The organism is Achromobacter marplatensis (genome assembly GCF_049060505.1).
Classification (GTDB): domain Bacteria; phylum Pseudomonadota; class Gammaproteobacteria; order Burkholderiales; family Burkholderiaceae_B; genus Achromobacter; species Achromobacter marplatensis_A.
This window is the reverse complement of record NZ_JBMGRB010000003.1, coordinates 175472-198709: the sequence shown is the minus strand read 5'-3', so window position 1 is coordinate 198709 and position 23238 is coordinate 175472. Positions and strand designations below refer to the sequence as shown.

18 protein-coding genes are annotated in these 23238 nt (G+C 64.4%); 12 read left to right on the top strand and 6 right to left on the bottom strand.

The window, feature by feature from the left end:
- Positions 1–138: 138 nt before the first annotated feature.
- The gene (locus ACI0FO_RS09090) at positions 139–1605 is read right to left on the bottom strand and encodes an NAD-dependent succinate-semialdehyde dehydrogenase (RefSeq protein WP_416025979.1); all 1467 of its coding nucleotides are present in this window, start codon (positions 1603–1605) and stop codon (positions 139–141) included.
- Positions 1606–1732: 127 nt separating this feature from the next.
- Positions 1733–2995, bottom strand: a complete 1263-nt coding sequence (locus ACI0FO_RS09085) for a 4-aminobutyrate--2-oxoglutarate transaminase (protein WP_105556598.1) — start codon at positions 2993–2995, stop codon at positions 1733–1735.
- A gap of 96 nt (positions 2996–3091) precedes the next feature.
- On the opposite strand from ACI0FO_RS09085, the gene ACI0FO_RS09080 reads away from it, so the two are divergent.
- Complete coding sequence (locus ACI0FO_RS09080; RefSeq protein ID WP_416025978.1) at positions 3092–4585, top strand: PLP-dependent aminotransferase family protein; 1494 nt, start codon at positions 3092–3094, stop codon at positions 4583–4585.
- Between the two features lie 4 nt (positions 4586–4589).
- On the opposite strand, the gene ACI0FO_RS09075 is transcribed toward ACI0FO_RS09080, so the two are convergent.
- Positions 4590–5486 (bottom strand): DUF72 domain-containing protein, encoded by an 897-nt coding sequence (locus ACI0FO_RS09075; protein WP_416025976.1) that lies wholly within the window; start codon positions 5484–5486, stop codon positions 4590–4592.
- A 119-nt stretch (positions 5487–5605) separates the two neighbouring features.
- On the opposite strand from ACI0FO_RS09075, the gene ACI0FO_RS09070 reads away from it, so the two are divergent.
- The 7 genes from ACI0FO_RS09070 to ACI0FO_RS09040 all read left to right on the top strand — a co-directional run bounded on the left by ACI0FO_RS09070 (position 5606) and on the right by ACI0FO_RS09040 (position 16167).
- Entirely contained in the window at positions 5606–7711 is a 2106-nt protein-coding gene (locus ACI0FO_RS09070) for an ATP-dependent helicase (protein ID WP_416025975.1), read from the top strand.
- Between the two features lie 65 nt (positions 7712–7776).
- The gene (locus tag ACI0FO_RS09065; RefSeq protein ID WP_416025973.1) at positions 7777–8805 is read left to right on the top strand and encodes a magnesium and cobalt transport protein CorA; all 1029 of its coding nucleotides are present in this window, start codon (positions 7777–7779) and stop codon (positions 8803–8805) included.
- 123 nt (positions 8806–8928) lie between these two features.
- Complete coding sequence (locus ACI0FO_RS09060; RefSeq protein ID WP_416025971.1) at positions 8929–9630, top strand: thermonuclease family protein; 702 nt, start codon at positions 8929–8931, stop codon at positions 9628–9630.
- A 117-nt stretch (positions 9631–9747) separates the two neighbouring features.
- Positions 9748–11982: an ABC transporter substrate-binding protein gene (locus tag ACI0FO_RS09055; protein WP_416025969.1), complete on the top strand. Its 2235-nt coding sequence runs from the start codon at positions 9748–9750 to the stop codon at positions 11980–11982.
- Positions 11979–12956, top strand: coding sequence for an ABC transporter permease (locus ACI0FO_RS09050; RefSeq protein WP_416025967.1), 978 nt, complete (start codon positions 11979–11981; stop codon positions 12954–12956). The genes ACI0FO_RS09055 and ACI0FO_RS09050 overlap by 4 nt, the downstream gene beginning before the upstream one ends.
- 5 nt (positions 12957–12961) lie before the next feature.
- A complete protein-coding gene (locus ACI0FO_RS09045) occupies positions 12962–14470 on the top strand; it encodes an ABC transporter permease (protein WP_416025965.1) in 1509 nt (502 codons plus the stop codon).
- On the top strand, positions 14467–16167 hold the full coding sequence (locus ACI0FO_RS09040; protein ID WP_416025963.1) for an ABC transporter ATP-binding protein: 1701 nt from the start codon (positions 14467–14469) through the stop codon (positions 16165–16167). Before ACI0FO_RS09045 ends, ACI0FO_RS09040 begins: the two co-directional genes overlap by 4 nt.
- 71 nt (positions 16168–16238) lie before the next feature.
- Here the strand turns inward: ACI0FO_RS09040 and ACI0FO_RS09035 are convergent, their stop codons facing one another.
- The 3 genes from ACI0FO_RS09035 to ACI0FO_RS09025 form a co-directional block, all read right to left on the bottom strand.
- Positions 16239–16787 carry a MarR family winged helix-turn-helix transcriptional regulator gene (locus ACI0FO_RS09035; protein ID WP_416025961.1) on the bottom strand — a complete coding sequence of 183 codons (549 nt, stop codon included), beginning with the start codon at positions 16785–16787 and terminating at the stop codon, positions 16239–16241.
- A gap of 28 nt (positions 16788–16815) precedes the next feature.
- Positions 16816–18513, bottom strand: a complete 1698-nt coding sequence (locus tag ACI0FO_RS09030) for a collagen-like triple helix repeat-containing protein (protein ID WP_416025959.1) — start codon at positions 18511–18513, stop codon at positions 16816–16818.
- 341 nt (positions 18514–18854) lie between these two features.
- The gene (locus ACI0FO_RS09025) at positions 18855–20564 is read right to left on the bottom strand and encodes a ShlB/FhaC/HecB family hemolysin secretion/activation protein (RefSeq protein WP_416025957.1); all 1710 of its coding nucleotides are present in this window, start codon (positions 20562–20564) and stop codon (positions 18855–18857) included.
- Between the two features lie 489 nt (positions 20565–21053).
- Here ACI0FO_RS09025 and ACI0FO_RS09020 point away from each other — a divergent pair, with 489 nt between their 5' ends.
- The 4 genes from ACI0FO_RS09020 (at position 21054) to ACI0FO_RS09005 (ending at position 23238) form a co-directional block, all read left to right on the top strand.
- Entirely contained in the window at positions 21054–21884 is an 831-nt protein-coding gene (locus tag ACI0FO_RS09020) for an MHYT domain-containing protein (protein ID WP_416025955.1), read from the top strand.
- 120 nt (positions 21885–22004) lie between these two features.
- Positions 22005–22187 (top strand): Flp family type IVb pilin, encoded by a 183-nt coding sequence (locus ACI0FO_RS09015; protein ID WP_105556585.1) that lies wholly within the window; start codon positions 22005–22007, stop codon positions 22185–22187.
- 131 nt (positions 22188–22318) lie between these two features.
- Positions 22319–22840, top strand: a complete 522-nt coding sequence (locus tag ACI0FO_RS09010; protein WP_416025953.1) for a prepilin peptidase — start codon at positions 22319–22321, stop codon at positions 22838–22840.
- Complete coding sequence (locus ACI0FO_RS09005; protein WP_416025952.1) at positions 22777–23238, top strand: TadE/TadG family type IV pilus assembly protein; 462 nt, start codon at positions 22777–22779, stop codon at positions 23236–23238. The genes ACI0FO_RS09010 and ACI0FO_RS09005 overlap by 64 nt, the downstream gene beginning before the upstream one ends.

Here is a 23238-nt window from a genome sequence, read left to right as displayed (position 1 = left end):
TGCCTGAGCGGCATTTGATCGCGTTTCGCAAGTCACTGGAACGAAAGGACTTTTTCGGGCTGTGCAGAAGTTATCTGCCGGGTTGTCCACAGTTGCTGGGGATAAGCGGGGCAATCCCGCCTATCCCCGAGGACGGATTTAGCCCAAGTCGACGCACAGATACTTGATCTCGAGGTATTCCTCGATACCGTACTTGGAACCTTCGCGGCCCAGGCCGGATTGCTTCACACCGCCGAACGGACCCACTTCGTTCGAGATCAAGCCGGTGTTGATGCCGACGATGCCGTATTCCAGCGATTCCGACACGCGCCAGATGCGGGCGTAGTCGCGGGTGAAGAAATAGGCGGCCAGGCCGAAGATGGTGTCGTTGGCCATCCCGATGACTTCTTCTTCCGTTTCAAAGCGGAACAGCGGCGCCACCGGGCCGAAGGTTTCTTCGGTCGCGAAGCGCATGGATTGCGTGACGTCGCGCACCACGGTCGGCTCGAAGAACGTGCCGCCCAGCGCATGCGGCTTGCCGCCAGCGATCACGCGGGCGCCGTGCGACGTGGCGTCCGCAATGTGCTCCTGCACCTTTTCGACGGCGCTGGCGTCGATCAGCGGGCCTTGCGTCACGCCGTCGGCGAAGCCGTCGCCCACCTTCATGGCGTTGACCTTAGCCACCAGGCGCTTGGCGATTTCCTCGTACACGCCGGCTTGCACGTAGATGCGGTTGGCGCACACGCAGGTCTGGCCGGCGTTGCGGTACTTCGACGCCAGGATGCCGTCCACGGCGCGGTCCAGGTCGGCGTCGTCGAACACGATGAAGGGCGCGTTGCCACCCAATTCCAGCGACAGCTTCTTGATGGTGGGCGCGCATTGTTCCATCAGCGTGCGGCCGACTTCAGTGGATCCGGTGAAGCTCAGTTTGCGCACCACTTCGCTTTCGCACAGGGCCGCGCCGATGTCGCGCGAGCTGCCCGTGATGACGTGGAACACGCCAGCCGGCACGCCGGCTTCCTCGGCCAGCACGGCCAGCGCCAGTGCCGTCAGCGGCGTCTGCTGGGCGGGTTTGACGACCATGGTGCAGCCGGCAGCCAGGGCCGGGCCGACCTTGCGGGTGATCATGGCGGCCGGGAAATTCCACGGCGTGATGGCGGCGGTGACGCCGATGGGCTGCTTCAACGCCAACAGGCGCTGGCCGGCTTTCGGGCTTTGCAGCACGTCGCCGTCGATGCGCTTGGCTTCTTCGGCGAACCACTCCAGGAACGAGGCGGCATAGGCGATTTCGCCGGCAGCCTCAGTGACGGGCTTGCCTTGTTCCGACGTCATGATGGCGGCCAGGTCTTGCTGGTTCTGCATCATCAGCTGGGCCCACTTCAGCAGGATCGCGGCGCGCTCCTTGCCGGTCTTGGCGCTCCAGGCGGGCAGGGCGGCCTGCGCGCTGGCGATGGCTTGTTCCGTTTCCTTGCGGCCCAGCTTGGGCACGGACACGATGGTCTTGCCGGTGGAGGGATTGTCCACCGGGATCGATGCGCCGCTGCCGGCGCCTACCCACTTGCCGTCGATGTAGCAGGCGTCGCGCAACAGGTCAGGACGCGACAGGGGATGGGTCAATGCGGTCATTATCGAAGTCTCCGTGAATGAAATGCGAAAAAGGGCAGGAAACGGCTGCGGGCGTGGCGGTAATCCGCAGCACGCCCGCAATTGCCATGCCTGCCTGATCGAAGATCGGGCTTTCAGGCCCTGAACATCAAGCGGCCAGCGCTTCGGACAGAATGACCAGCGCGCGATCGAACTGCGCGTCGGGGATGGTCAGCGGATACAGGAAGCGAAGCACGTTGCCGTACACGCCGCAGCTCAGCAGAATCAGGCCTTGTTCCAGCGCGCGGGCTTGCACGCGCTTGACGGCTTCGGCGTCCGGCTTGCCGCTGGCGTCGTTCAATTCCACCGCCACCATCGAGCCCAGGCCGCGCACGTCGGCGATGGCGGGCACCTTGGCGCGCAGGCCTTCCAGGTGGGCGCGCAGCTTGTCGCCCAGCACCGTGGCGCGTTCACACAGCTTTTCTTCGGCGATCACGTCCAGTACGGCATGCGCGGCGGCGACCGCCAGCGGGTTGCCGGCGTAGGTGCCGCCCAAGCCGCCCGCGGCCGGGCCATCCATGACGTCGGCGCGGCCGACCACGCCCGAGATCGGGAAGCCGCCGCCCAGGCTCTTGGCCATCGTGATCAGGTCGGCCTGTACCGCGTGGTGTTCCATCGCGAACAGCTTGCCGGTGCGGCCGAAGCCGGTCTGCACTTCGTCGGCGATCAGCAAGATGCCGTGTTCGTCGCAGACCTTGCGCAGCGCGCTCATCAGTTCGGGCGGGGTGATGTTGAAGCCGCCTTCGCCTTGCACCGGTTCAATGATGATCGCTGCAACGCGCTTCGGGTCGATGTCGCACTTGAACAGCAGGTCCAGCGCCTTGAGCGAATCCGCGACGGTGATGGACTGCGTGCCGTTGGGGAACGGCACGTGATAGATGTCGCCCGGCATGGGGCCGAACGACAGCTTGTAGGGGGCAACCTTGCCGGTCAGCGCCATGCCCAGCATCGTGCGGCCATGGAACGAACCCGAAAAGGCGATGACGCCCGAACGGCCGGTGGCCGAGCGTGCGATCTTGACGGCGTTTTCAACGGCTTCGACGCCGGTCGTGAAGAAGGCGGTTTTCTTCAGGCCGTCGATGGGGGCCAGGCGGTTGATGCGCTCTGCCAGCGAGATATAGCCTTCATACGGCACGATCTGGTAGGCCGTGTGCGTGAAATTGTCCAGCTGGGCGGACACGGCGGCCTTGACCTTGGGGTGCAGGTGGCCCGTGTTCAGCACGGCGATGCCGCCCGCGAAATCGATGTATTCCTTGCCATTGGCGTCCCACAGCGTCGCGTTTTCGGCGCGCACCGCGTAGAAGTCGCACATGACGCCAACGCCACGCGGCGTGGCCAAGGAACGGCGGGTATTCAGGTCCTGATTCTTCATCTCTGCCTCGGGGAACGTGGTGGGCGGGAAAAACCTTATTTAATGCTACGATGGCCCCATTTGTGGGAACCACTTTAATAAAACAGGTAGAACCAATTGCGGTCCATTGTAGGTGACTTGCTGCTGCTGCGCTTGGCCGACGGATCCAGCGAGCCCATGAACAAGCGGCTGTATCGCGGCATCCGTGAAGCGATCCTTGACGGGGCCATCGCGGCGGACTCGCGCCTGCCCGCGTCACGCGACCTGGCCGCCGAGCTGGGCATCGCCCGCAATACCGTCGTTCACGTCTACAGCCAGCTGCTGGCCGAGGGCTATACGCGCAGCCGCCAGGGCAACGGTACGTTCGTCAACGCGTCGGTGCCGGATTCCTACCTGGCCAGCGGCCGCCGGCTGCGCCAGCCGCTGGCGTCGCAGCCGGGGCCGGCGCTGTCGCCGCGCGGCGCGGCCATCGTCGACGGCGTATCGGCCTCGCCCTATCAGTGGGGCGCCTTCATGCCTGGCGTGCCCGACCTGACGGAATTCCCGCACAAGAAGTTCGGCCGCATCGTAAGCAACCTGTGGCGCAACCCGTCTCCTGATCTGCTGACTTATGCCTACGGCGGCGGCTTGCCGGCGCTGCGCGAGGCGCTGGCCCAGCATCTGGCGCTGACACGCTCCATCGATTGCGATCCCGAACAGATCATCATCACGGAAGGGTCCCATCAGGCCATCGACCTGACGACCCGCATCCTGGGCGAAGCCGGCGAAACCGCCTGGGTGGAAGACCCGGGTTATTGGGGGGCGCGCACCATCCTGCAAGTCAACGGCCTGCGCACGGTGCACCTGCCGGTGGACGAAGAGGGCATGCGGCTGCCGGATGCCGTGGACACGCCGCCGCGTTTCATCTTCGTCACGCCCTCGCATCAGTATCCGCTCGGTCCCGTCATGTCGCTGACCCGACGCCGCCAACTGTTAGCGGTCGCGCGCCAATGCGGCAGCTGGATCATCGAAGACGACTACGACAGCGAATTCCGTTTTTCGGGCCGTCCCATCGCGTCGCTGCTGGGCCTGGAGCCGGATGCGCCCGTCATCTACATGGGCACCTTCAGCAAGACCTTGTACCCGGGCCTGCGCGTGGGTTACCTGGTGCTGCCCAAGCCGCTTACGGCGGCTTTCCAGGCGGCGCACGCGGAGCTATACCGCGAAGGCCACCTGATGACGCACGGGGCGCTGGCGACGTTCATCGCCGAAGGCCATTACGCGGCCCACATCCGCCGGATGCGCATGCTGTACGGCCGACGCCGCGCCATGCTGGTGAACCTGATCGAACGTCGGCTGGGGCCGGAATGGCTGCACCGCGACGCCAGCATGGCGGGTCTGCATCTGGTGCTGACCCTGCCGACGGATATGGACGATCTGCGCGTGGTGGACGTGGCGCGCAGCAAAGGCGTGCTGACGCGCGCGCTGTCGCGGTACTACGTCGATGCGCAAGCGCGCCGGCCGGGCCTGTTGCTGGGCTATGCCTGTGTGCCCGAACACGACATCGCGCGCAAGTTCGAAGTGCTCTTGGAGAGCCTGGCGGAAGTGGCTCGTAAGCCTGCGGCGGCCTGATTCCTCAGAATGGCAGCAGCGCGGATGCGAATGCGGCGGCGTTGCGCATGCCCTGGTCTTCGAAGTTGGTGTTGAACACGGCGTGGGCCTGCGCGCTTTGCGTGGCCAGGCGCGAAAACCGCTCGGCCAGTTCGGCCAGTTCCTGTTCCGTGTATTCATATTGGAAACGCCCCGACGAGGCCGTGCCGGACACGTTCCATGCAGCGGCATTGCGGCCGTGCAGGCGTAGCAGCGTCAGATCGGGGTGGGTGCTTTCCCAGACGGCGGGCACGGTGTTGTCAAAGCCCTGGGGGGCGTCCACCACGGTGTGCACCACGCCCAGGTCGCGTTCGAACGCCAGCGTGTCCGCGGTGGCGGCGGGGCTCTCGAACCAGCTGCGGTGCCGGAACTCTACCGAAATCAGGTGTTCTTCCATGCGGCGCGCGCAATCGGCCACGCGCGCCCGGCCACGCGCGTCGCGCCGAATCCAGGACGGAAACTGGAAATGCACCGCGCCCAGTTTGCCCGGCATCCGCAGCGGCTCCAGCGCCAGTTGGTACCGGCGCCAGAGCTCGTCGCGCAGATCGTCGGGCATCTGGTCGTGATAGATGACCGGGGCCGGCCAGCCGGCCAGCTCGCGGCCGATATCCGCGGGCAACGCGGCAAGTGGCGTCTGGTGGCCGGTGAACAGCCGGAAGGCTTTGATATTGAAGACAAAATCGTCCGGCGTGCGCTGCGCCCACAGGTAGGCGTTTTCGGCCGATGGCAGGGCGTAGTAGCTGGAATCCACTTCGGCCATGGGAAAGCGCGATGCGTAGAACCGCAGCCGGGCTTCGGCGCTGCGCATGCCGGGCGGGTAAAACCGTCCGCAGGCCAACAACGTGGGATCGGTCCAGGAGGCGGTGCCGGTCAGGATGGGCATGGAGCAAAGGGTCGGGTGAGTACGGGGGCGGCCACGGACGGCCACGCTGCTATGATAGCTGGATATATAGCCAGTCATTTGGCCCGCCATTGTGCTCCATGCGGCCCTTCCCACGCGTTATGCCCGATCAGAATCCCGCCCCATCCAATAGCCGCCCCGACCCCCTGGCCGACCTGAATCCTGCCCAGCGCGAAGCCGCCGAATTCGGCATCGGCGGCGCGTCGGGCGACGGCGGCCCCTTGCTGGTCATCGCCGGGGCCGGGTCGGGCAAAACCAACACCTTGGCTCACCGGGTGGCCCACCTGATCCTGAACGGCGCCGACCCGCAGCGCATGCTGTTGCTGACCTTTTCGCGCCGCGCGGCCCAGGAAATGGACCGTCGCGTGGGGTCCGTGCTGCAGCGGGTCATGAACCTGCGCGGCTCGCAGCAAGCGCCGTCGTTGCCGTGGGCCGGCACCTTTCACGCCATCGGCGCGCGGCTGCTGCGCGATTGCGCGCTGCGCATCGGGTTGTCAGAAGCCTTCACCATCCATGATCGTGGCGACGCCGAAGACCTTATGGGCATGGTCCGGCACGAACAGGGCCTGTCGTCCACCAAGTCGCGCTTTCCGCTCAAGGGCACGTGCCTGGCCATCTACTCGCGCGTGGTCAACAGCCAGACGCCGGTAGCCGACGTGCTGAAGACGTCTTTCCCCTGGTGCGCCCAATGGGAAGACGAATTGAAGAACCTGTTCCGCGGCTATGTGGCCGCCAAACAGGATCAGCAGGTGCTGGATTACGACGACCTGCTGCTGTATTGGGCCGAAATGATGTCCGACCCCGGCATCGCCGCCGACGTGGGCGCGCGTTTCGACCATGTGCTGGTCGACGAATACCAGGACACCAATCGGTTGCAGTCGGCCATCCTGCTGGCCATGAAGCCCGACGGCCGCGGGCTGACGGTGGTGGGCGACGACGCTCAGTCCATCTATTCTTTCCGCGCCGCCACGGTCCGCAACATTCTGGACTTCCCCGGCCAGTTTCCCCAGCCCGCGCGCGTCATTACGCTGGACCGCAACTACCGCTCGACCCAACCCATCCTGAACGCGTCCAACGCGGTGATTGGCCTGGCGACGGAACGTTTCGCCAAAGACCTCTGGACCGACCGCGCTTCGTCGCAATTACCCGAATTGGTGACGGTCAGCGATGAAGCCGGGCAGGCGCGCTGGGTGGCCGACCAGGTGCTGGCGCAGCGCGAAGGCGGCGCCACGCTGAAATCGCAGGCGGCGCTGTTCCGCACGGCCAGCCACAGCGCCGCGCTTGAACTGGAACTGACCCGCCGCAATATCCCCTTCGTGAAGTTCGGCGGCTTGCGCTTTCTGGAAGCCGCGCACGTGAAAGACCTGCTGTCCCTGCTGCGGTGGGCGGAAAACCCGCGAGGCCGCATGGCAGGGTTCCGGGTGGCTCAACTGATGCCGGGCATCGGCCCGGCTACGGCGGGCAAGTTGATGGACGCCATGTCCGCGTCCGCCGAACCGTTGCGCGCGTTGCGCGAATTCAAGTCCGGGGCCGCGGCGCAGGAAGAGTGGGGCGCGTTTGCCGATACCTATGCGGCGTTGTGCGACCCTGGCCTGCGCTGGCCGGCCGATGTCGACCTGGCGCTGCGCTGGTACGCCGGGCAACTGGAACGCCTGTACGACGACGCGCGGGTGCGTAAAACCGATCTGGACCAATTGGTGCGGCTGGCGGCGGGCTACCCGTCGCGCGAGCGCTTCCTGACGGAACTGACGCTGGACCCGCCCGACGCCACCAGCGACGAATCCGGCGCCCCTTCGCGCGACGAAGACTACATGATCCTGTCCACCATCCATTCCGCCAAGGGGCAGGAATGGAAGGCCGTTTATGTGCTGAACGTCGTGGACGGCTGCATCCCGTCCGACATGAGCACGGGCACGGCCGAAGAAATCGAAGAAGAGCGCCGGCTGCTGTATGTGGCCATGACCCGCGCCAAGGAACGTCTGCAACTGATCGTGCCGCAACGCTTCTACGTGCACCAGCAGACGGGCATGGGCGACCGCCACGTCTATGGTTCGCGCACGCGCTACATCACGAATGCGATGTTGCCGCTGTTCGACCACCTGCCCAAGCCGCCTGCGCTGCCGGGCCTGGCGGGCGACGCCGCACCCAAGGAACCGCAGGCGCCCAGCATCGACGTGACCAAACGGGTACGAAGCCTGTTCTCCTAGGCTGGGCTATCATCGGCCGATGCCTATGAGTTGTCCGGTTGGGGGCGCATTGCCAGAGGTTGTCCATGTCTGCTGAAGAGAATTTCGCCGACGCCCACAAGGGCGAGGTGGTTGCGTCGATTGCGTATGTGAACGGGCGGCGCGACCGTGAAGTGCCCATCGACGAGGTGGCGAAGTACATCAGCCGATACAACAGCCAGCCCCAGGGCCAGCCGCCCGGCATGCTGTGGATCGGCCTGCGCAATCCCACGCCGGAACTGCTGGCGCGGGTCACGGGCGAACTTGGCGCCTGTGGCAAGAACCAGGAAGAGATGCTGGAACCGCATCGCCGCCCGAAGATCATCGACTACGGCAACATGGTCCTTATCGTGACCATCACCGTCGAAGTCGAAGCTGAACGCCCGATCTTCGGCGAAACCCAGCTCTTGATCGGCGACGGCTTCCTGGTCACGGTGCGCCGTGGCGCCACGGCGGCCCATAGCCCCTTGCGGGAACGGCTGGAGGCTTCGCCCGACCTGCTCAAGCGCGGCAGCGATTACGTGGCCTCCGAGGTGCTGGACTGGATGGTCGACCGCTATGTGGCCGCCGCGGGAAAGATCGAAAGCGTGGTGGAAGGGGCCGAGCAGAAACTGCTGATCCGCGGCGCGAAAGATTCCGATATTCGCCGGCTGTACCGGCAGCGGCGCGACCTGCTGCGCATTCACACCGTGGTGTCGCCGTTGGCCGAGATCTGCCGCCGTCTGGCCCGGGTCGAGATGTCGGCCGTGGACGAACACGCGCGCCCTTATTTCGGCGAAGTGGCCGACCGGGTGCTGCGTGTGGACGAACTGTTCAACGCCTTGCGCGAGTCGCTGGCCTTTGCGTTTGAAGCCAGCTTGATGATCGGCCAAGCCGCGCAAAACGACACCACCCGCAAACTGGCGTCCTGGGCCGCCATCCTGGCCGTGCCCACGGCGATCGCCGGTATCTACGGCATGAACTTCGAGTTCATGCCCGAACTGAAGTCGCCTTGGGGCTATCCCGTCACCCTGGGCGTCATCGTGTCGGTCTGTTCCATCCTGTATTGGCGCTTCCGCAAATCGGGCTGGCTATAAGGCGATACGGGATAGGCGATAGGCGATAGGCGATAAGGCGGGCGGTTGTTTTCCGCACTCCGGACGGCCGGAGCCGTCCGGGGTATGGCACACTTCCTGCGTTTTCAATCCGGAGCCTGGCCAGTGCGCGGCAAACCTACCTTTCGCGGCGGCAGCAAGCTGACCGCCCTGATCGTCGCCCTGATCCTCGCGGCGGCAGGCGCCATCGTCAACTGGCTGCAACCTTCCGGGCGCGACGAATCCCGTGCGCCCGCATCCGGCGCATCGACGGCTTCCGGCCAAACCCAAACCCAAACCCAAACTCAGGCTCCGGCGCGGACGCCGTCCGGCCCTGCGCTGGCGGGCGGCGTGCCCCAAGGCAGCTACACGCTGACCGGCACCGTCGTTAACGTGGCCGATGGCGATACCGTCACGCTGCGCGCCTCGGATGGCCAGCGGCGCATCCGCATGGATAGCATCGACGCGCCGGAAGAGGGCCATGGCACCGAGCAGCCGGGGCAGCCCTATGCCGAGGCATCGCGCAAGCACCTGGCCAGTCTGGTGGCGGGCAAGACCCTGACGGCCCAGTGCTACGAGAGCGACCAGTACGGCCGCGACGTGTGCGCCCTGATCCTGGAAGACGGCCGTTCGGCCAACCGCGTGCAAGTGGAATCCGGCTATGCCTGGGCCTACACCGCCAGAAAAGGCGACTACCTGCGCGACAAGGCCATGCCCGACCTGCAACGCCAGGCCAAGGCCGCCGGCCGCGGCCTGTGGGTGCAGCAGGGCGCCATGCAACCCTGGAAATGGCGTTACGACTGCTGGCGCCAGCGCCAGTGCGGCTGAGTCGGGCGGCGATCCGTCGGGCGGCGGCCCGTCGGGCGCCGCTAGGGGGATGCCTGGGTATTGGCTCCGTCCCGCGTTTGCTATCCTCTGTCGCAACGATTTGAAGGGAAGGTTTCCATGCGTGCATTGAAGCGGCTCTGGGCGACGGCCACGCTGCTGTTGCTGGCAGTGACGGGTTGCTCGCAAGAAAGCCCCATCAACAGCCCCTATCCGTCCGGCGCGGAAGGCCAGAACACGTTCTACTCGGCGTTCACGCAGCGTTCGCCGAAGTACCTGGACCCGGCCAGCTCATATTCCGTCGACGAAACGCCTTATACCTACAACATCTATGAGACGTTGTACGGCTATCACTACTTGAAGCGGCCTTACGAGCTGGTGCCGCGTTCGGCCGAATCCATCGCGCCGCCGGTCTACCTGGACGCCCAGGGAAACACGCTGCCCGCCGATGCGCCGGGCGAACAGATCGCCGAAAGCGTCTACGACATCAAGATCCGTCCTGGCGTGCGTTTCCAGCCGCATCCGGCCTTTGCCCGCAAGACCGACGGCAGCTATGACTATTTCCCGCTGGCTGCCGGCGAGCTCGACGACAAGTTCTATATTCCGGACTTTCCGCGCACCGGCACGCGTGAACTCACCGCCGACGATTACGTCTACGCGTTCCGCCGGCTGGCCAGCCCGCGCGTGGTGTCGCCGATCTATTCGGTCATGGCCGACCACATTCAAGGCATGAAGGACTACGGCGACCGCCTGCGCCAGCGCGACCGCGATATGCGGCGCGACCTGCCTGGCGGCAGCACGCCGCCCTGGCTGGACTTGCGCGAAGCCGACGGCTTCACTGGCGTCCAGGCGCTCGACCCGCACACGCTGCGCATCCGCGTCAAGGGCAAGTATCCCCAGTTCAAGTATTGGCTGGCCATGACCTTCACGGCGCCCATCCCCTGGGAGGCCGACCGTTTCTACAATCAGCCCGGCATGGCCGCGCACGACCTGTCGCTAAACACCTGGCCGGTGGGCACCGGCCCCTACATGTTGGCCGAATCGCTGCCGAACCGCCGCCACGTGCTGGTGCGAAACCCCAATTTTCATGGCGAACCCTATCCTTGCGAGGGCCAAGCGGGCGACAAGGCGGCCGGCCTGTTGGCCGACTGCGGCAAGCCTACCCCCTTCATCGATCGGGCCGTGTTCAGCCTGGAAAAGGAAGCCATCCCGCTGATCGGCAAGTTCATGCAAGGCTATTACGACGCCCCGCAGATCGAGCGCGGCGAGTACGGCGTGGCGATGCTGGTCGCGGCCGGAGACAGCCAGGACAAGGCCAGGCAGTACCGCGAGCGCGGCATCCGGCTGCCCACCACCGTCGAAACCGCCAACTGGTACATGGGGTTCAACTGGATGGATCCGGTGGTCGGCAAGGGCGATACGCCCGAGCAGGCCGAGAAGAACCGCAAGTTGCGCCAAGCCATCAGCATCGTCTTCGATTGGGAAGAATACGTGGCGGTGTTCGAGAACAGCCAGGCATCGGTGGCGCAAGGACCGGTGCCGCCCGGCGTGCTGGGTTACCGCGAACCGCCCGAAGGCGTGAACCCCGTCGTGTATGACCTGGTCGACGGTAAGCCCGTGCGCAAGTCCGTCGATGTCGCCCGTCGCTTGTTGGCCGAAGCCGGCTACCCCGATGGCCGCAACGCCAAGACGGGGGCGCCGCTGGTGCTGTACTACGATGCCATGCAGGGCGGCGGATCGAATCCGCAGTTCGACTGGATGCGCCGCCAGATGAACAAGATCGGCGTGCAACTGGACCTGCGTTCGACCGATTACAACCGCTTCCAGGACAAGATGACGCGCGGCGCGGCGCAGATCTTCCTGTGGGGTTGGAACGCCGACTATCCCGACGCCGAGAATTTCCTGTTCCTGCTGTACGGCCCCAATGCCAAGGCCAAGGGCGGCGGCGAAAACGCGGCCAACTACGACAGCCCTGAATTCAATAAGTTGTTCGAGCAGATGAAATTCCTGGATGACGGGCCGGAAAAAGAAAAGTTGATCGCCAGGATGGTGGAGATCGTGCAGCGCGACGCGCCCTGGATGTTCGGCTTCTTCCCGATGTCGGGCGGCGCCTACCAGCAATGGGTCGGCAACGCCAAGCCCACGCAGATGGTCCGCAACACGCTTCAATACCTGAAGCTTGACCCCGCACTGCGGCAGCAGAAGATCGACGAATGGAACTTCCCCCGCTGGTGGCCCATCGGCTTGTTCGTGCTGCTGCTGGCGTTGGCGATCTGGCCGTCCTATGTCGCGCTCAAGCGCCGCGAGCGCCAGACGGCCTTCGGACCAGGCGTCCGCAAGGAGCATCAATCATGATCGGCTATGTGATCCGCCGGCTGCTGTATGGCGTGCTGATTCTGATCGGCGTGAACCTCTTCACCTTCATCCTGTTCTTCGCGGTCAACACGCCCGACGACATGGCGCGCCTGGCCATCGGCGGGCAACGCGCCAGCCAGGATGCGGTAGAAAAATGGAAGGTGGAGCGCGGCTACGACAAGCCGCTGTTCTTCAACGCCCGGGCGCAAGGGGCGGCCCAACTGACCGATACCGTCTTCTACCAGCGCTCCGTGCCCTTGCTGGCGATGGAGTTCGGCGCGTCCGACAGCGGCCGCGATATCGGCCGCGAGATCAAGACCCGGATGGGACCCAGCCTGGCGCTGGCGGTGCCCACCTTCATCCTGGGGCTTTTCGTCAGCATCGTCTTCTCGTTGACGCTGGTGTATTTCCGCGCGACCCGGCTGGATTTCTGGGGCGTGGTGGTGTGCGTCCTGCTGCTATCGATTTCCAGCCTGTTCTATATCATCGCGGGCCAATGGGTCTTCGCCAAGCTCATGCGCCTGGTGCCGTTCTCGGGCTTTGCGGGAGGGCTCGACGTCGTCAAATTCCTGGCGCTGCCGGTGCTGGTCGCGATTGTCTCGCGGCTGGGACCCGAGGCGCGCTTCTACCGCACCTTGTTCCTGGAAGAAATCGGCAAAGACTACGTGCGCACCGCACGCGCCAAGGGGCTGGCCGAACGCGTGGTGCTGTTCCGGCACGTGCTGCGCAACGCCATGCTGCCCATCCTGACCAGCACGGTCGCCGCCTTGCCGCTGCTGTTCATGGGCAGTCTGATCGCGGAATCGTTCTTCGGCATTCCGGGCCTGGGCAGCTACACCATCGATGCCATCAATGCGCAGGACTTTTCCGTTGTACGCGCCATGGTGTTCCTGGGCGCCGCGCTCTATATCGTGGGGCTGATCCTGGCCGATATTTCCTACACGCTGGCTGATCCCCGCGTTCGTTTCGAGTAGCCGCCATGCCAAAGATCGTCTTCTTGTGGACCGATGTCGCGCTGTGGCTGATGGTGCTTTGCGCGCTGGCCTACGTATGGCGCGTGCGCCGCAGCCCGAACTTGCGCGCGACCTGGGGCCGCGTGGCGCGCGATACGCCAGCCATGTGTTCGGCCGTGGTGCTGGTCGCGTTTACCTTGGTGGGCCTGTTGGACTCCGTGCATTACCGTCCGCTGCTTCCGCCCGTGCCGGGCGCTGCGGCCGACGCGCCGCCGGTCTACGCGCCCGTCGTCAAATCGGCGTTGGACGGCCTGCTGTCGGATACGGTGTTGACCCGCCCCGAGAAGAATTATTCGCAGCCGCTGGCGGCGAACCTGTTCCTGAAAGAAACCATGGTGGTGGACGGCAAGCCGGTGCGCGACTACCCGCGTTTGCGTGGCGCCGCCACCCATCTGGCCGATGTCGAAAAAGAGCACGCGGGCGATGTCCTTCGGCGTCTGGGAATCGGTTTGGCCGCCGGACTTGGCGTGGCGGTGCTGGCGGCGGCCATGCTGTACGCGTGCCTGGCGCGGCAGACCGGGTCGGCATCCGAGGCGGCCGGCCAATTGCTGCGCGGCCAGTCGGATATCCCCTGGCGCGCAATGACGGTCACATTCACCTTGCTGTGTCTGGCAGCTGGCGCGCTGGCCGGTCTGTCCAGCGGTTATCACGCGCTGGGCACCGACCGCATCGGCAACGACGTGCTGTGGCAGGCGCTAAAAAGCATCCGCACCGCGCTGGTGATCGGCAGCCTGACCACCATCGCCATGCTGCCGCCCGCCATCGTTTTCGGCATCGCGGCGGGTTACTTCAAGGGCAAGGTCGACGACGCGATCCAATATCTGTACACCACCATCACCTCGATTCCCGGCGTGCTGCTGGTGGCGGCCTGCGCACTGATGATGCAGGTCTACATCGACAATCACTCCGACCTGTTCGACACGTCGGTGGCCCGCGCGGATCTACGGCTATTCCTGCTTTGCATGATCCTCGGCCTGACCGGCTGGGCCGGTTTGTGCCGCCTGCTGCGCGCGGAAACGCTCAAGCTGCGCGAACTGGAATACGTGCAGGCGGCGCGCGCATTCGGCGTATCGCACTGGCGCATCATGACGCGCCACCTGCTGCCCAACGTGGCGCATCTGGTGCTGATCACTGTGGTGCTGGAATTTTCAGGCCTGGTGCTCTATGAAGCCGTGCTGTCCTACCTGGGTATCGGTGTCGACCCCAGCATGAATTCCTTTGGCTCCATGATCAATGGCGCCCGGCTGGAAATGTCGCGCGATCCCATGATCTGGTGGAGCCTGATGACTGCTTTCATTTTCATGCTGGCGCTAGTGCTGGCGGCCAACCTGTTCGCCGATGCCGTGCGCGACGCGTTCGATCCGCGCACGCGCCGCTACAAGCCCAGCCGCCTGGCGCGCCTGGGCGGTCTGCTGGGCCCCCGTTCGGCGGTGGCCGCGGGCCCGCGTCCCTCCAAATCGGGAGAAGCGCCATGAGCCGCGACACGCCGTTGCTGGACGTGCATGGTCTCGATGTGGACATCGCTGGCGAAAGCGGCATGACGCATGCGGTCAAGCGCTTGCAGTTGGCCATCTCCCAACGGCAGACCTTTGCGCTGGTCGGTGAATCCGGATGCGGCAAGAGCATGACGGCGCTGGCGTTGCTGCGCCTGCTGCCCGACGCTGGCCGTATTGTCGGCGGGCAGATCGCGCTGGACGGCGAAGACCTCAACCGACTGCCGGAAAGCGCCATGCGCGGCGTGCGGGGCGGGCGGATCGGCATTATCTTCCAGGAACCGTCCACCAGCCTGAACCCGGTCATGCGGGTCGGCGACCAGATTATCGAAACACTGACGGCGCACACGCCCTTGCGCGGTGCCGCCGCCCGAGCCCGCGCGGTGGATTGGCTGCGGCGGGTGGGCATTCCCGAACCCGAGCGGCGGGTGGACGACTACCCGTTCCAATTTTCCGGCGGACAGAAGCAGCGCGTGATGATCGCCATTGCGTTGGCGGCCGAGCCGCTGCTGCTGATCGCGGACGAACCCACCACCGCGCTTGACGTCACCGTGCAGGCGCAAGTCCTGGATCTGCTGGCGGACATCCAGCGGGAAATGGGCATGGCCGTGCTGCTCATCACGCACGATCTGGCGGTGGTGAAGAACGTGGCGCATCACGTCGCGCTGATGCGTGGCGGAGAAATCGTTGAAAGCGCCAGCGCCGAGGAGTTCTTCCGAGCGCCCAAGCATCCCTATGCCCGCCAGTTGTTCGAGGCCATTCCGACATTTGAAAAGCGCGGCGTTCCGCTGACCGCTCAGCGCCGGGAGGCGGTCGCGCGCGAAGCCGGCGTCTCGGCAGGCCCGCGCGCGGCGCGCCAGGCCGGCGAGGTCGTGCTGGACGTTCAAGACCTGAAAGTCCATTACCCCGTACGCAAAGGCCCGTTGCGCCGGATCGTGTCCTGGGTCAAGGCGGTCGACGGCGTGACCTTCTCTCTGCGGGCGGGCGAAACGCTGGCGCTGCTGGGCGAATCCGGTTGCGGTAAAACGACGACAGGCAAGGCGCTGCTGCGCCTGATCGAGGGGGCGCGGATTTCAGGACGGGCGATGTTGCTGGGCAAGGATGCGCTGTCGGCCGACCGCCGCACGCTACGCAACTTGCGCCAGGACATCCAGATTGTGTTCCAGGATCCCTACGCGTCGCTGGATCCGCGCATGCGGGTGGGCGACATCCTGGACGAAGGCCTGGCCTCGCTGCGCCGCGGCATGGGCAAGGAAGCGCGTGCGGCGCACGCCGCGCAATTGATCGAGCGGGTGGGGCTGCCGGTCGACACGCTGACGCGCTATCCGCACGAATTTTCAGGCGGCCAGCGCCAGCGCATTGCGATTGCGCGGGCGTTGGCGGTTGAACCCAAAGTGCTGATCTGCGACGAACCCACGTCGGCGCTCGACGTTTCCGTCCAGGCTCAGATTCTGGACTTGCTGCGCGAGCTTCAGGACGAACTCGGCATCGCCTACCTGTTCATCACGCACAACTTCGGCGTCGTCGAATACCTGGCCGACCGGATCGCCGTCATGGACGGTGGCCGCATCATCGAACTGGGGCAGGCCGACGCCGTGCTGCATGCGCCGCGCCAGGACCTGACGCGGCGGCTGCTGGCGGCGGTTCCCCGCTTGCAGTTTGGCTCGCTGCCTGGCTGAATCCCATGAAAAAACGCCCTGGTCCGAAGGGATCAGGGCGTGCGGGTCTGCGTGCCGCGCGAGGATCGGGGTCAGTGATCGTCGTGATGCGCGCTGCGCGTTTCCAGCCAAACCAGCGTGTCGTGCCTCAAGGTGCGAACGCATTGCGCCAGGAAGGCATGAACCGTTTCCAGTTCGGTGGTGTCGTAGCGGCGCGCCATCAGCATCACCGCGTCGGCGATCCACTGCCGTTCCTGGGAAACGTGCTGGCATTGCTCCTCGACCGGCCGGATCACGATCATCCGGCGATCCAGCGGGTGGCGGCCGCGCTGCACGTAGCCTGCCGCCTCCAGCCGGTTGATCAAGGCGGTCGCGCCGCCCGAGCTGATGCCCATCAACTGGGCGAGCTGCCCGGTGGGCAGGGCATCGAACTCCATCACCAGTTCCAGCGCTTTCAGATCCGCCAGCGGCATACCCAGCTTTTCAGCCAACGCCGACTGGCACGCGGCGTTGTACACCGAAAACTGCCGACCCAGCATCAGGGCGATATCGTCAAGCATTCCCGGGCGCAGGTCACTGGTGCGAGATTCAGGCATCACGGTCACATGCTCGTGGTGAACGATGGTTTCTTGTTGCAGCATGATGTCGCTCCCTTGCGGATGGGTGGGTTTATTTCTTGGCCGTCAGGCCGCCCAGCAGGCCACCCAACAGGCCGCCGTTCGTCGTGCCGCCGGTGGTTGACGATCCGGTCACGCCGCTCGTCACGCCACCCAGCAAGCCCCCCAGCAAGCCGCCGTTGGTTGTGCCCGCACCGGCCGCGCCGCCGGCGCTGGCGCCAGCACTGGCGCCCGTGCCGGTCGTTGCCCCGACCGAGACACCGCCGGCCACGCCGCCCAGCAAACCGCCCAGCAGCCCGCCGTTGCTGGCGCCGCCCGTCGTGCCACCGGTCGTGCCCCCCGTCGTGCCGCCGGTCGCGCCCGCCAGCAGGCCACCCAGAAGCCCCCCGTTTGCCGTGCCGCCGGCCGTGCCGCCGACCGCGCCGGTCACGCCGCCCAGCAAGCCCGTCACGGGTGCCAGCAGGCCGGCCACGCCACCCGCGGCCGGCGTGCCGCCCACGCCGCCCACGCCACCGAGGATGCCGGTGATCGGGCTCAACAAACCACCCGTGCCGCCCGCGCCACCCGTCAGGCCGGCGGTCACGCCGCCCAGACCCAGGCCGCCGGTCAACGAAGCGACGGCGCCGGTGGCGTTGGCCAGCGTCGCGCCCAGCGGGTTCGAATTGGCCGGCGAGGCGTTCAGCAAGCCGCCCGCGCTGGCGACCGCGCCGCCCAGACCTTGCAGCACACCGTTCAGCCCCGCCGTATTGCCCGGCAGCGATCCGCCGGCCGAGGCCAGCGTGCCACCCAGGTTCGACAGCAGGCCGGCGACCGGCGCGCCCAGCTTGGTCGTTGCGCCCAGTTGTTGCGTCAGGCCGGTGACCGTGCCAGCCAGCGGGCTGGCGGTGGGGTCAAGCGCGGCGCCAAGGCCCGCCAGCGTCGGTTGCAGTCCCAGGGGCAGTACGTTGTCCACGGTCTTGCCTACGTTGCCCAACGCCGGTTCCAGGATCGGCGTGGAAGGGCCGCCAAGGACGCCGTCCGTGATGCCGCCCACGGCTTGGGTCACCGGATTCAACAGGCCGCCCTGACCAGAAAGGCCGGCGGTCAACGCGCCCACGGCACCCGTGGCGTTACCGAGGATGGTTGTCAGGGGTTGCGGATTCGAGGGGTCCGCGTTAAGCAGGCCGCCGGTGCTGGCGACCGTCTTTCCCAACCCATCGACCAGGCCGCCCAGGCCGGTGCTCAGTCCGCCCGGCAGGCCGGTGCCCGTGACGGTGGTGCCCAGGTCGCTGACCAGGCCGCCCACTTGTTTGGTGACGCCGTCCACGGGTTGGCCCAGACCGGTCGTGGCGCCCACTTCCTGGGTCAGCCCGACGACCGTATTGACGACAGGCGCCAAGGTGGGATCCAGCGCCTTGCCCACGCCGCCCAATGTCGTGCTCAGATTCAAGGGCAGGGTGTTGTCCACGGCGCCGCCGGTATTGCCCAGCGTGGTTTGCAGCAGGCCGGCCGTCACGGGGTTGACGGGCGTGTTCGGATCGGTGCCGCCAGGATTCGTCGGGTCCGTGCCACCAGGGTTGGTGCCGCCGGGAGTGGTGCCGCCAGGAAGGGTGCCGCCAGGATTGGTCGGAATATCGGTGCCCGGCAGACCGGCGGACTTCTTGCCGCCTCCGCCGCCTCCGCACGCGGCCAACGCGCTCATCAGCGCCGCGGCCATGATGGTGGAGGTCAAAATACGTTGAATGCGCTTTGCTTCGACTTTGGTATACATGGCGAGCTCCTGGGTTGGAAGGTCAGGCAATGAAACCGCCCGATACGTCTCTACATGCATAAACCGTGCCAATATTTTTCCCAGGGGCCTTTGTCGCCATCAGCGTCGTCTTTTTACGCTTGAAAAGTCCTTAAATATCAAAGAAATAGAGGTCGATTAAAGGGTTTACACCAATCTTGCTAAACCCTCATTTTTGCGACGACGAAAACCCTGCGAATGTTACGAATGGCGGGTTATTGCCCGTTACGTTACGGCCCACGTTACGTAACGTGGCGTGTGGAATAGGCGAAAAAAAGCGCCTGTAAAAACAGGCGCCAGGTAGGCAGGCTTGCGGCCCGGGGTCAGAAGGCGTCGTAGAACAGGGAATAGTTGGCGTTGAAACGCACGTTCCGATCGTCGCTGACGGGTGCGGAGCCGATCGGCTTGGCCACGTTGAAATCGAATAAATAGTATTTATCGTCCGTGAACCGCAGACCCAAGGCAACGGAAGACAAGTGCCGTTGATTAAGTTCCTGCAAGCCCTTGTTGTTGTACCAAGTGCGCGCGTAGTCGATCAGGGCATAAGGTTGCACGCTGGACAGGTATTCCCAGCCTGTGCCGAACCGGCGGTTGACTTCGGCTGACACGCCTACGCCCTTGTCGCCGCTTTGTTCGCCTTGCGCGTAACCCATGGCATATCTCCAACTGCCGAAAGAGACTTGCTCAGACGAGGGCAAGATATTGCTGGAGTATTGGGCGGCTCCCGAAAACGTCAATCCGAACTGCGCGGGCAGCGCAAACGTTTGTTTCGCATTCAGGTTGTATCGGGTGAAATCCAGGTCCAGGATCGGCGTGGCCGAATATCCATAGTTGGTCGAAATGTCCTTTTTGGCGCCCGCCGCGTCAAACCCTTTGGACACGCTTGCGGTAACGTCCGTGGTCTTGCTTTCCGACACCTGGATATAACGCAGCTCCATGTTCGCGGCGCGGACCCTTGCGTCCTGTTGCAGCCACAGATCCGAGGTTCGGGAATCGTACCGGTCCTTGGAGTTGGCCGCGTAGACGCCCAGCGTGCCCGTCAAGGACCGCGTGTTGTTCAGCAGGAACGGGTAACTGACGCCGACGCCGATGCGGTCGTTTTTCACGCGCCGCTCGAATCCCAGATATTCGATGGCATCGTCCTGGGGTTTGGCGTCGTAGTGATAACCGTCGACTTTGATCGCCAACCCATCCGGGCCGATGGGCACGCGAACTTCGCCCATGACATATTTGACGTCGTCGGTGTTGATCGGGACGGACGCGGTCAGTTTCACCTGTTCACCCAGCGGTGTCAGGCTATTGGCGCCCATATTGACCAGCGGCTGCATGCCGGTGCCAAGATCGGCGATGCCGGCCGTCACGCTAACGGGTTGGCGAGTGGCGCTCAGCACCAGTTCTGTCGCCCCATCGGCGCGGCGCGGCAGGTCCAGGCTTGGCGTGAACTTCACGCCGGGCACGGTGCGCATCAGATTCAACTGGCGTTCCAGCGTGGCCTGCTGCAAGGGCCGGTCTTCTTTCAAAGGATCGGCCAGCGTTTCCAGACGGTCCAGCGCGTTGCCGATATCGCCTTCGATCCGCACGTTTCCGATATAGCCCTCGACCACCGTCACGACCACCAGTCCATTGGCGAACGTCTGGTTCTGCACCAACGCGAACGACAGCGGGTAGCCTTTGTCGCGGTATAGCTGGGTAATTTTGTCGACCTGCTGCACCAGTTCGCCCAGGCTGATTTCTTTTCCTGACAAGGGCGCGAGGATGCTCGAGACCTCGTCAAACGGAATGGCGTGGACGCCGCTGACATCGAAGTTCAGCGGCACGATGCGTTGCGCCAGCCTGGCTTGCAACGCCAACTGTTCGGGGGTGGCCGTTTCCACGACGGGGGGCGGCTGCTTCGCGCCGGGTGGTGTTTCCAGCCGCGGAAGCGAGTCAACGGGGTTTCCTCGCAGCGGGCCGTCCGCGCGCGCATTCGCGCTGAAAGCAAGGGCGCAGACTAGGGCGAGGGTAAACGGGCTTGCCGGGTACGTACGTCTCATGCCTTTTATATCTCTCGTTTCTGCTGGCGTTGCCCTGTCCTGTATCCAATATCCATTAAATATCGAATGTATCTAGGGACATAACATTAGTAAAAAGTGCTTCCAGACGCCGTAGCGGTATGGTGCCAGCGGCTCTCGATAATGACAATTTATTTCATTGTGACCGATCGGACACGGCGAGATAACAACATTGCGAAATGCTTGGGAATCGATGCGTAAACGAAATATCAGGGTTAACTAGCGGTTTTTAATAAGATTGATATGAATTTTGGGATATCCGTTACATGTCCATGACCTGAGTATTGCGAATATAGGTGTAAACCCTGATGTGTATTAAATGTTAATAGATAAGACTATATAAACGTGTCAAAACACATCGGTTTTCAGGCTATCGGGAGTCCACAAGATGGGCGCGTGCGACAGCAGTACTTCTCGGAAATGCCTGCCAGGGCAGCGCCACGGTTGTAGCCAATTTCATTGGGGCCGTTCATGAACCCGGGTGACGTCGTTCCCCTTTCGTTCCATGCCGGGCTGGTCGCGCTGTCGTTCCTGACTGCGGTATTGGGCTCGTATGTGGCGTTGCTTGCCGCAGCGGGCATCCGAACTGAAACCCAGGATGGCGAAATACGTATCGGTTACATCCTCATCGGCGCGGTCGCTATGGGCGGGGTAGGTATCTGGAGCATGCACTTCATTGGCATGCAGGCGCAGAACCTGCCTTTTGAAGTGGGCTACCAACTTGGCCTCACCATACTCAGTTTCATCGTGGCCGCCGGTTTTTCCGGCTGGGCATTCTGGTATGTCGGCCGCGACCGTTTCACTTTTGGGCGTTGTCTGGTGGGCGGGCTTGCCGCCGGCCTGGGCGTCGCGGCGATGCATTATCTGGGCATGGGCGCCATGCGCATGCCCGCCGTATTGCTGTGGAATTTCCCGATGGTTGTTTTATCGGTGCTTATCGCGGTAATTGCCGCATCAGCCGCGCTGTGGCTGGCTTTCAATACGCAGAATGAGTTTCAGCGCGGCGGAGCCGCCATTTTGATGGCGTTGGCCGTGTGTGGCATGCATTACACCGGCGCGGCCGCCGGCACGGTTATCTGCACAACCCCTCGTGACTATTCCAGCCTGCAAATTGGCGGGCTCATGTTGCCGTATATCGCTTTTGTGCTGTCTGCCGTCACGCTGCTGATCATGCGTTGGCAGTTGCAGCGGGCATCGACCCGTTTTCGTGCCCGCATGGCGCAACGGATCGACTCGTTTATCGAATCGGCGCCAGTGTCGGACCCTGGCAAGGTGCCAGGGTCCACGCTGGGGCCGGGTTAGCAGCACCCCGGTTTGTTCGCGGATGGGTATTGCTCCCGCAAAGCAAGCAGTTCCGGGCATAGAGGGCTGGTGTCGCATAACGGCGCAGCTCAATTATCAATCGAGTGTTAGGAGCTCGACATGAAAGCGAAACTTGCGCAGTTCTGGAATGACGAAGATGGCATCACTGCCCTGGAATATGGGCTGATCGCCGGGCTGATGGCAGTGGCGATCATTGCTGCAATCGGCTTCTTTACCGGCGGCCTGACCAGTCTGTTTACAGACTTGGGCGCCAAGCTTACCTCCCAGGGCGGGGCCGTTTAACGCCCGGCAAGCCGGTCCATGTCGTGGTGGCCCTTCGGGCCATCCCGACAGGCAGGCTGCTCGTCTTGTTCATCATCGGCTGTTCGCCGAAACGTTGAAATCTGGTTCTTGAGAAATCGGAAGGTCCCGCCTTGTATCCAGGGGAAGTGTTGTGGTGGCTGCTATTCGCAAGCTGGAATCTGGTGCTGATCTACAACGATCTGCGCTATCGCCGTGTTCCCAACGCGTTAATCGTTGCGGGGTTCGTGGCGCAGTTGCTTTGGCTGTCGGCCGCATGGCTAATTCCTGGTTGGGTCTACCCGCCCAGATGGACTGGCGGATTCATGGCGCTTGCCGGATTTCTGGCGGCAATTCCATTCCTGCTCTTGTGGAGCCGGCGCCTCATGGGCGCGGGCGACGTCAAGGCCATCGCCATCATCGGACTGCTGCTGGGACTCGCGCCGCTGATCCTGGTGCTGGGGCTGGCGAGCCTGCTGGCCGGCTTGCACGGCCTGCTGTATCTGATCGCTTCACGCTACCGGGCGCTGAGCCCGCGCCTGCGCCAAATTCCCTATGCCGCATACCTGGGAGCCGCCGCGCTCAGCGTGGCGTGTATGCCGTTGAATTCGGCCTGGTATTCGTGGTGTTCTTCCTGGTGTTCTACGCCATCCTGACGTACTCGCTGGTGGCGGCCGCACAACAATCCGTGACGCTTGCCGCGCAAGAAGGCGCGCGCAAGGTCTTGCAGTGGCAAGAGGGCGTGCCGTCATCGTTGATCCTGCGAGCCAATGCCGGACGCGATGCCGCCCTGTATCAGGCGCAATGGATCAGTTCCATGTCGGCTGCCGGCGTCCAGGTGGCGGTCTGCGGCAGCACGGGCGCGCTGAGCAGCTCGGCAGGCGGAGCCTGCAGCGGCCGCGCGCTTGCAGAAGGGCAGGTGGAAGTCACGGTGTCTTACGCCTACGGCGCCCATCCGCTGATTCCGGCGCTGCCGCTGCTGCAGGCGGTGCTGATGCCGGCCTCCGGCGTATTGAGCGCCCGCGCCACGGTGCATCTGAATGGGGAACGCTGA

Coding starts and splice junctions, on each gene's coding strand:
- ACI0FO_RS09020 (WP_416025955.1), top strand. CDS start 21,054: ATGAACCCGGGTGACGTCGTTCCCCTTTCGTTCCATGCCGGGCTGGTC.
- ACI0FO_RS09055 (WP_416025969.1), top strand. CDS start 9,748: ATGCGTGCATTGAAGCGGCTCTGGGCGACGGCCACGCTGCTGTTGCTG.
- ACI0FO_RS09015 (WP_105556585.1), top strand. CDS start 22,005: ATGAAAGCGAAACTTGCGCAGTTCTGGAATGACGAAGATGGCATCACT.
- ACI0FO_RS09085 (WP_105556598.1), bottom strand. CDS start 2,995: ATGAAGAATCAGGACCTGAATACCCGCCGTTCCTTGGCCACGCCGCGT.
- ACI0FO_RS09040 (WP_416025963.1), top strand. CDS start 14,467: ATGAGCCGCGACACGCCGTTGCTGGACGTGCATGGTCTCGATGTGGAC.
- ACI0FO_RS09025 (WP_416025957.1), bottom strand. CDS start 20,564: ATGAGACGTACGTACCCGGCAAGCCCGTTTACCCTCGCCCTAGTCTGC.
- ACI0FO_RS09090 (WP_416025979.1), bottom strand. CDS start 1,605: ATGACCGCATTGACCCATCCCCTGTCGCGTCCTGACCTGTTGCGCGAC.
- ACI0FO_RS09065 (WP_416025973.1), top strand. CDS start 7,777: ATGTCTGCTGAAGAGAATTTCGCCGACGCCCACAAGGGCGAGGTGGTT.
- ACI0FO_RS09030 (WP_416025959.1), bottom strand. CDS start 18,513: ATGTATACCAAAGTCGAAGCAAAGCGCATTCAACGTATTTTGACCTCC.
- ACI0FO_RS09070 (WP_416025975.1), top strand. CDS start 5,606: ATGCCCGATCAGAATCCCGCCCCATCCAATAGCCGCCCCGACCCCCTG.
- ACI0FO_RS09050 (WP_416025967.1), top strand. CDS start 11,979: ATGATCGGCTATGTGATCCGCCGGCTGCTGTATGGCGTGCTGATTCTG.
- ACI0FO_RS09035 (WP_416025961.1), bottom strand. CDS start 16,787: ATGCTGCAACAAGAAACCATCGTTCACCACGAGCATGTGACCGTGATG.
- ACI0FO_RS09045 (WP_416025965.1), top strand. CDS start 12,962: ATGCCAAAGATCGTCTTCTTGTGGACCGATGTCGCGCTGTGGCTGATG.
- ACI0FO_RS09075 (WP_416025976.1), bottom strand. CDS start 5,486: ATGCCCATCCTGACCGGCACCGCCTCCTGGACCGATCCCACGTTGTTG.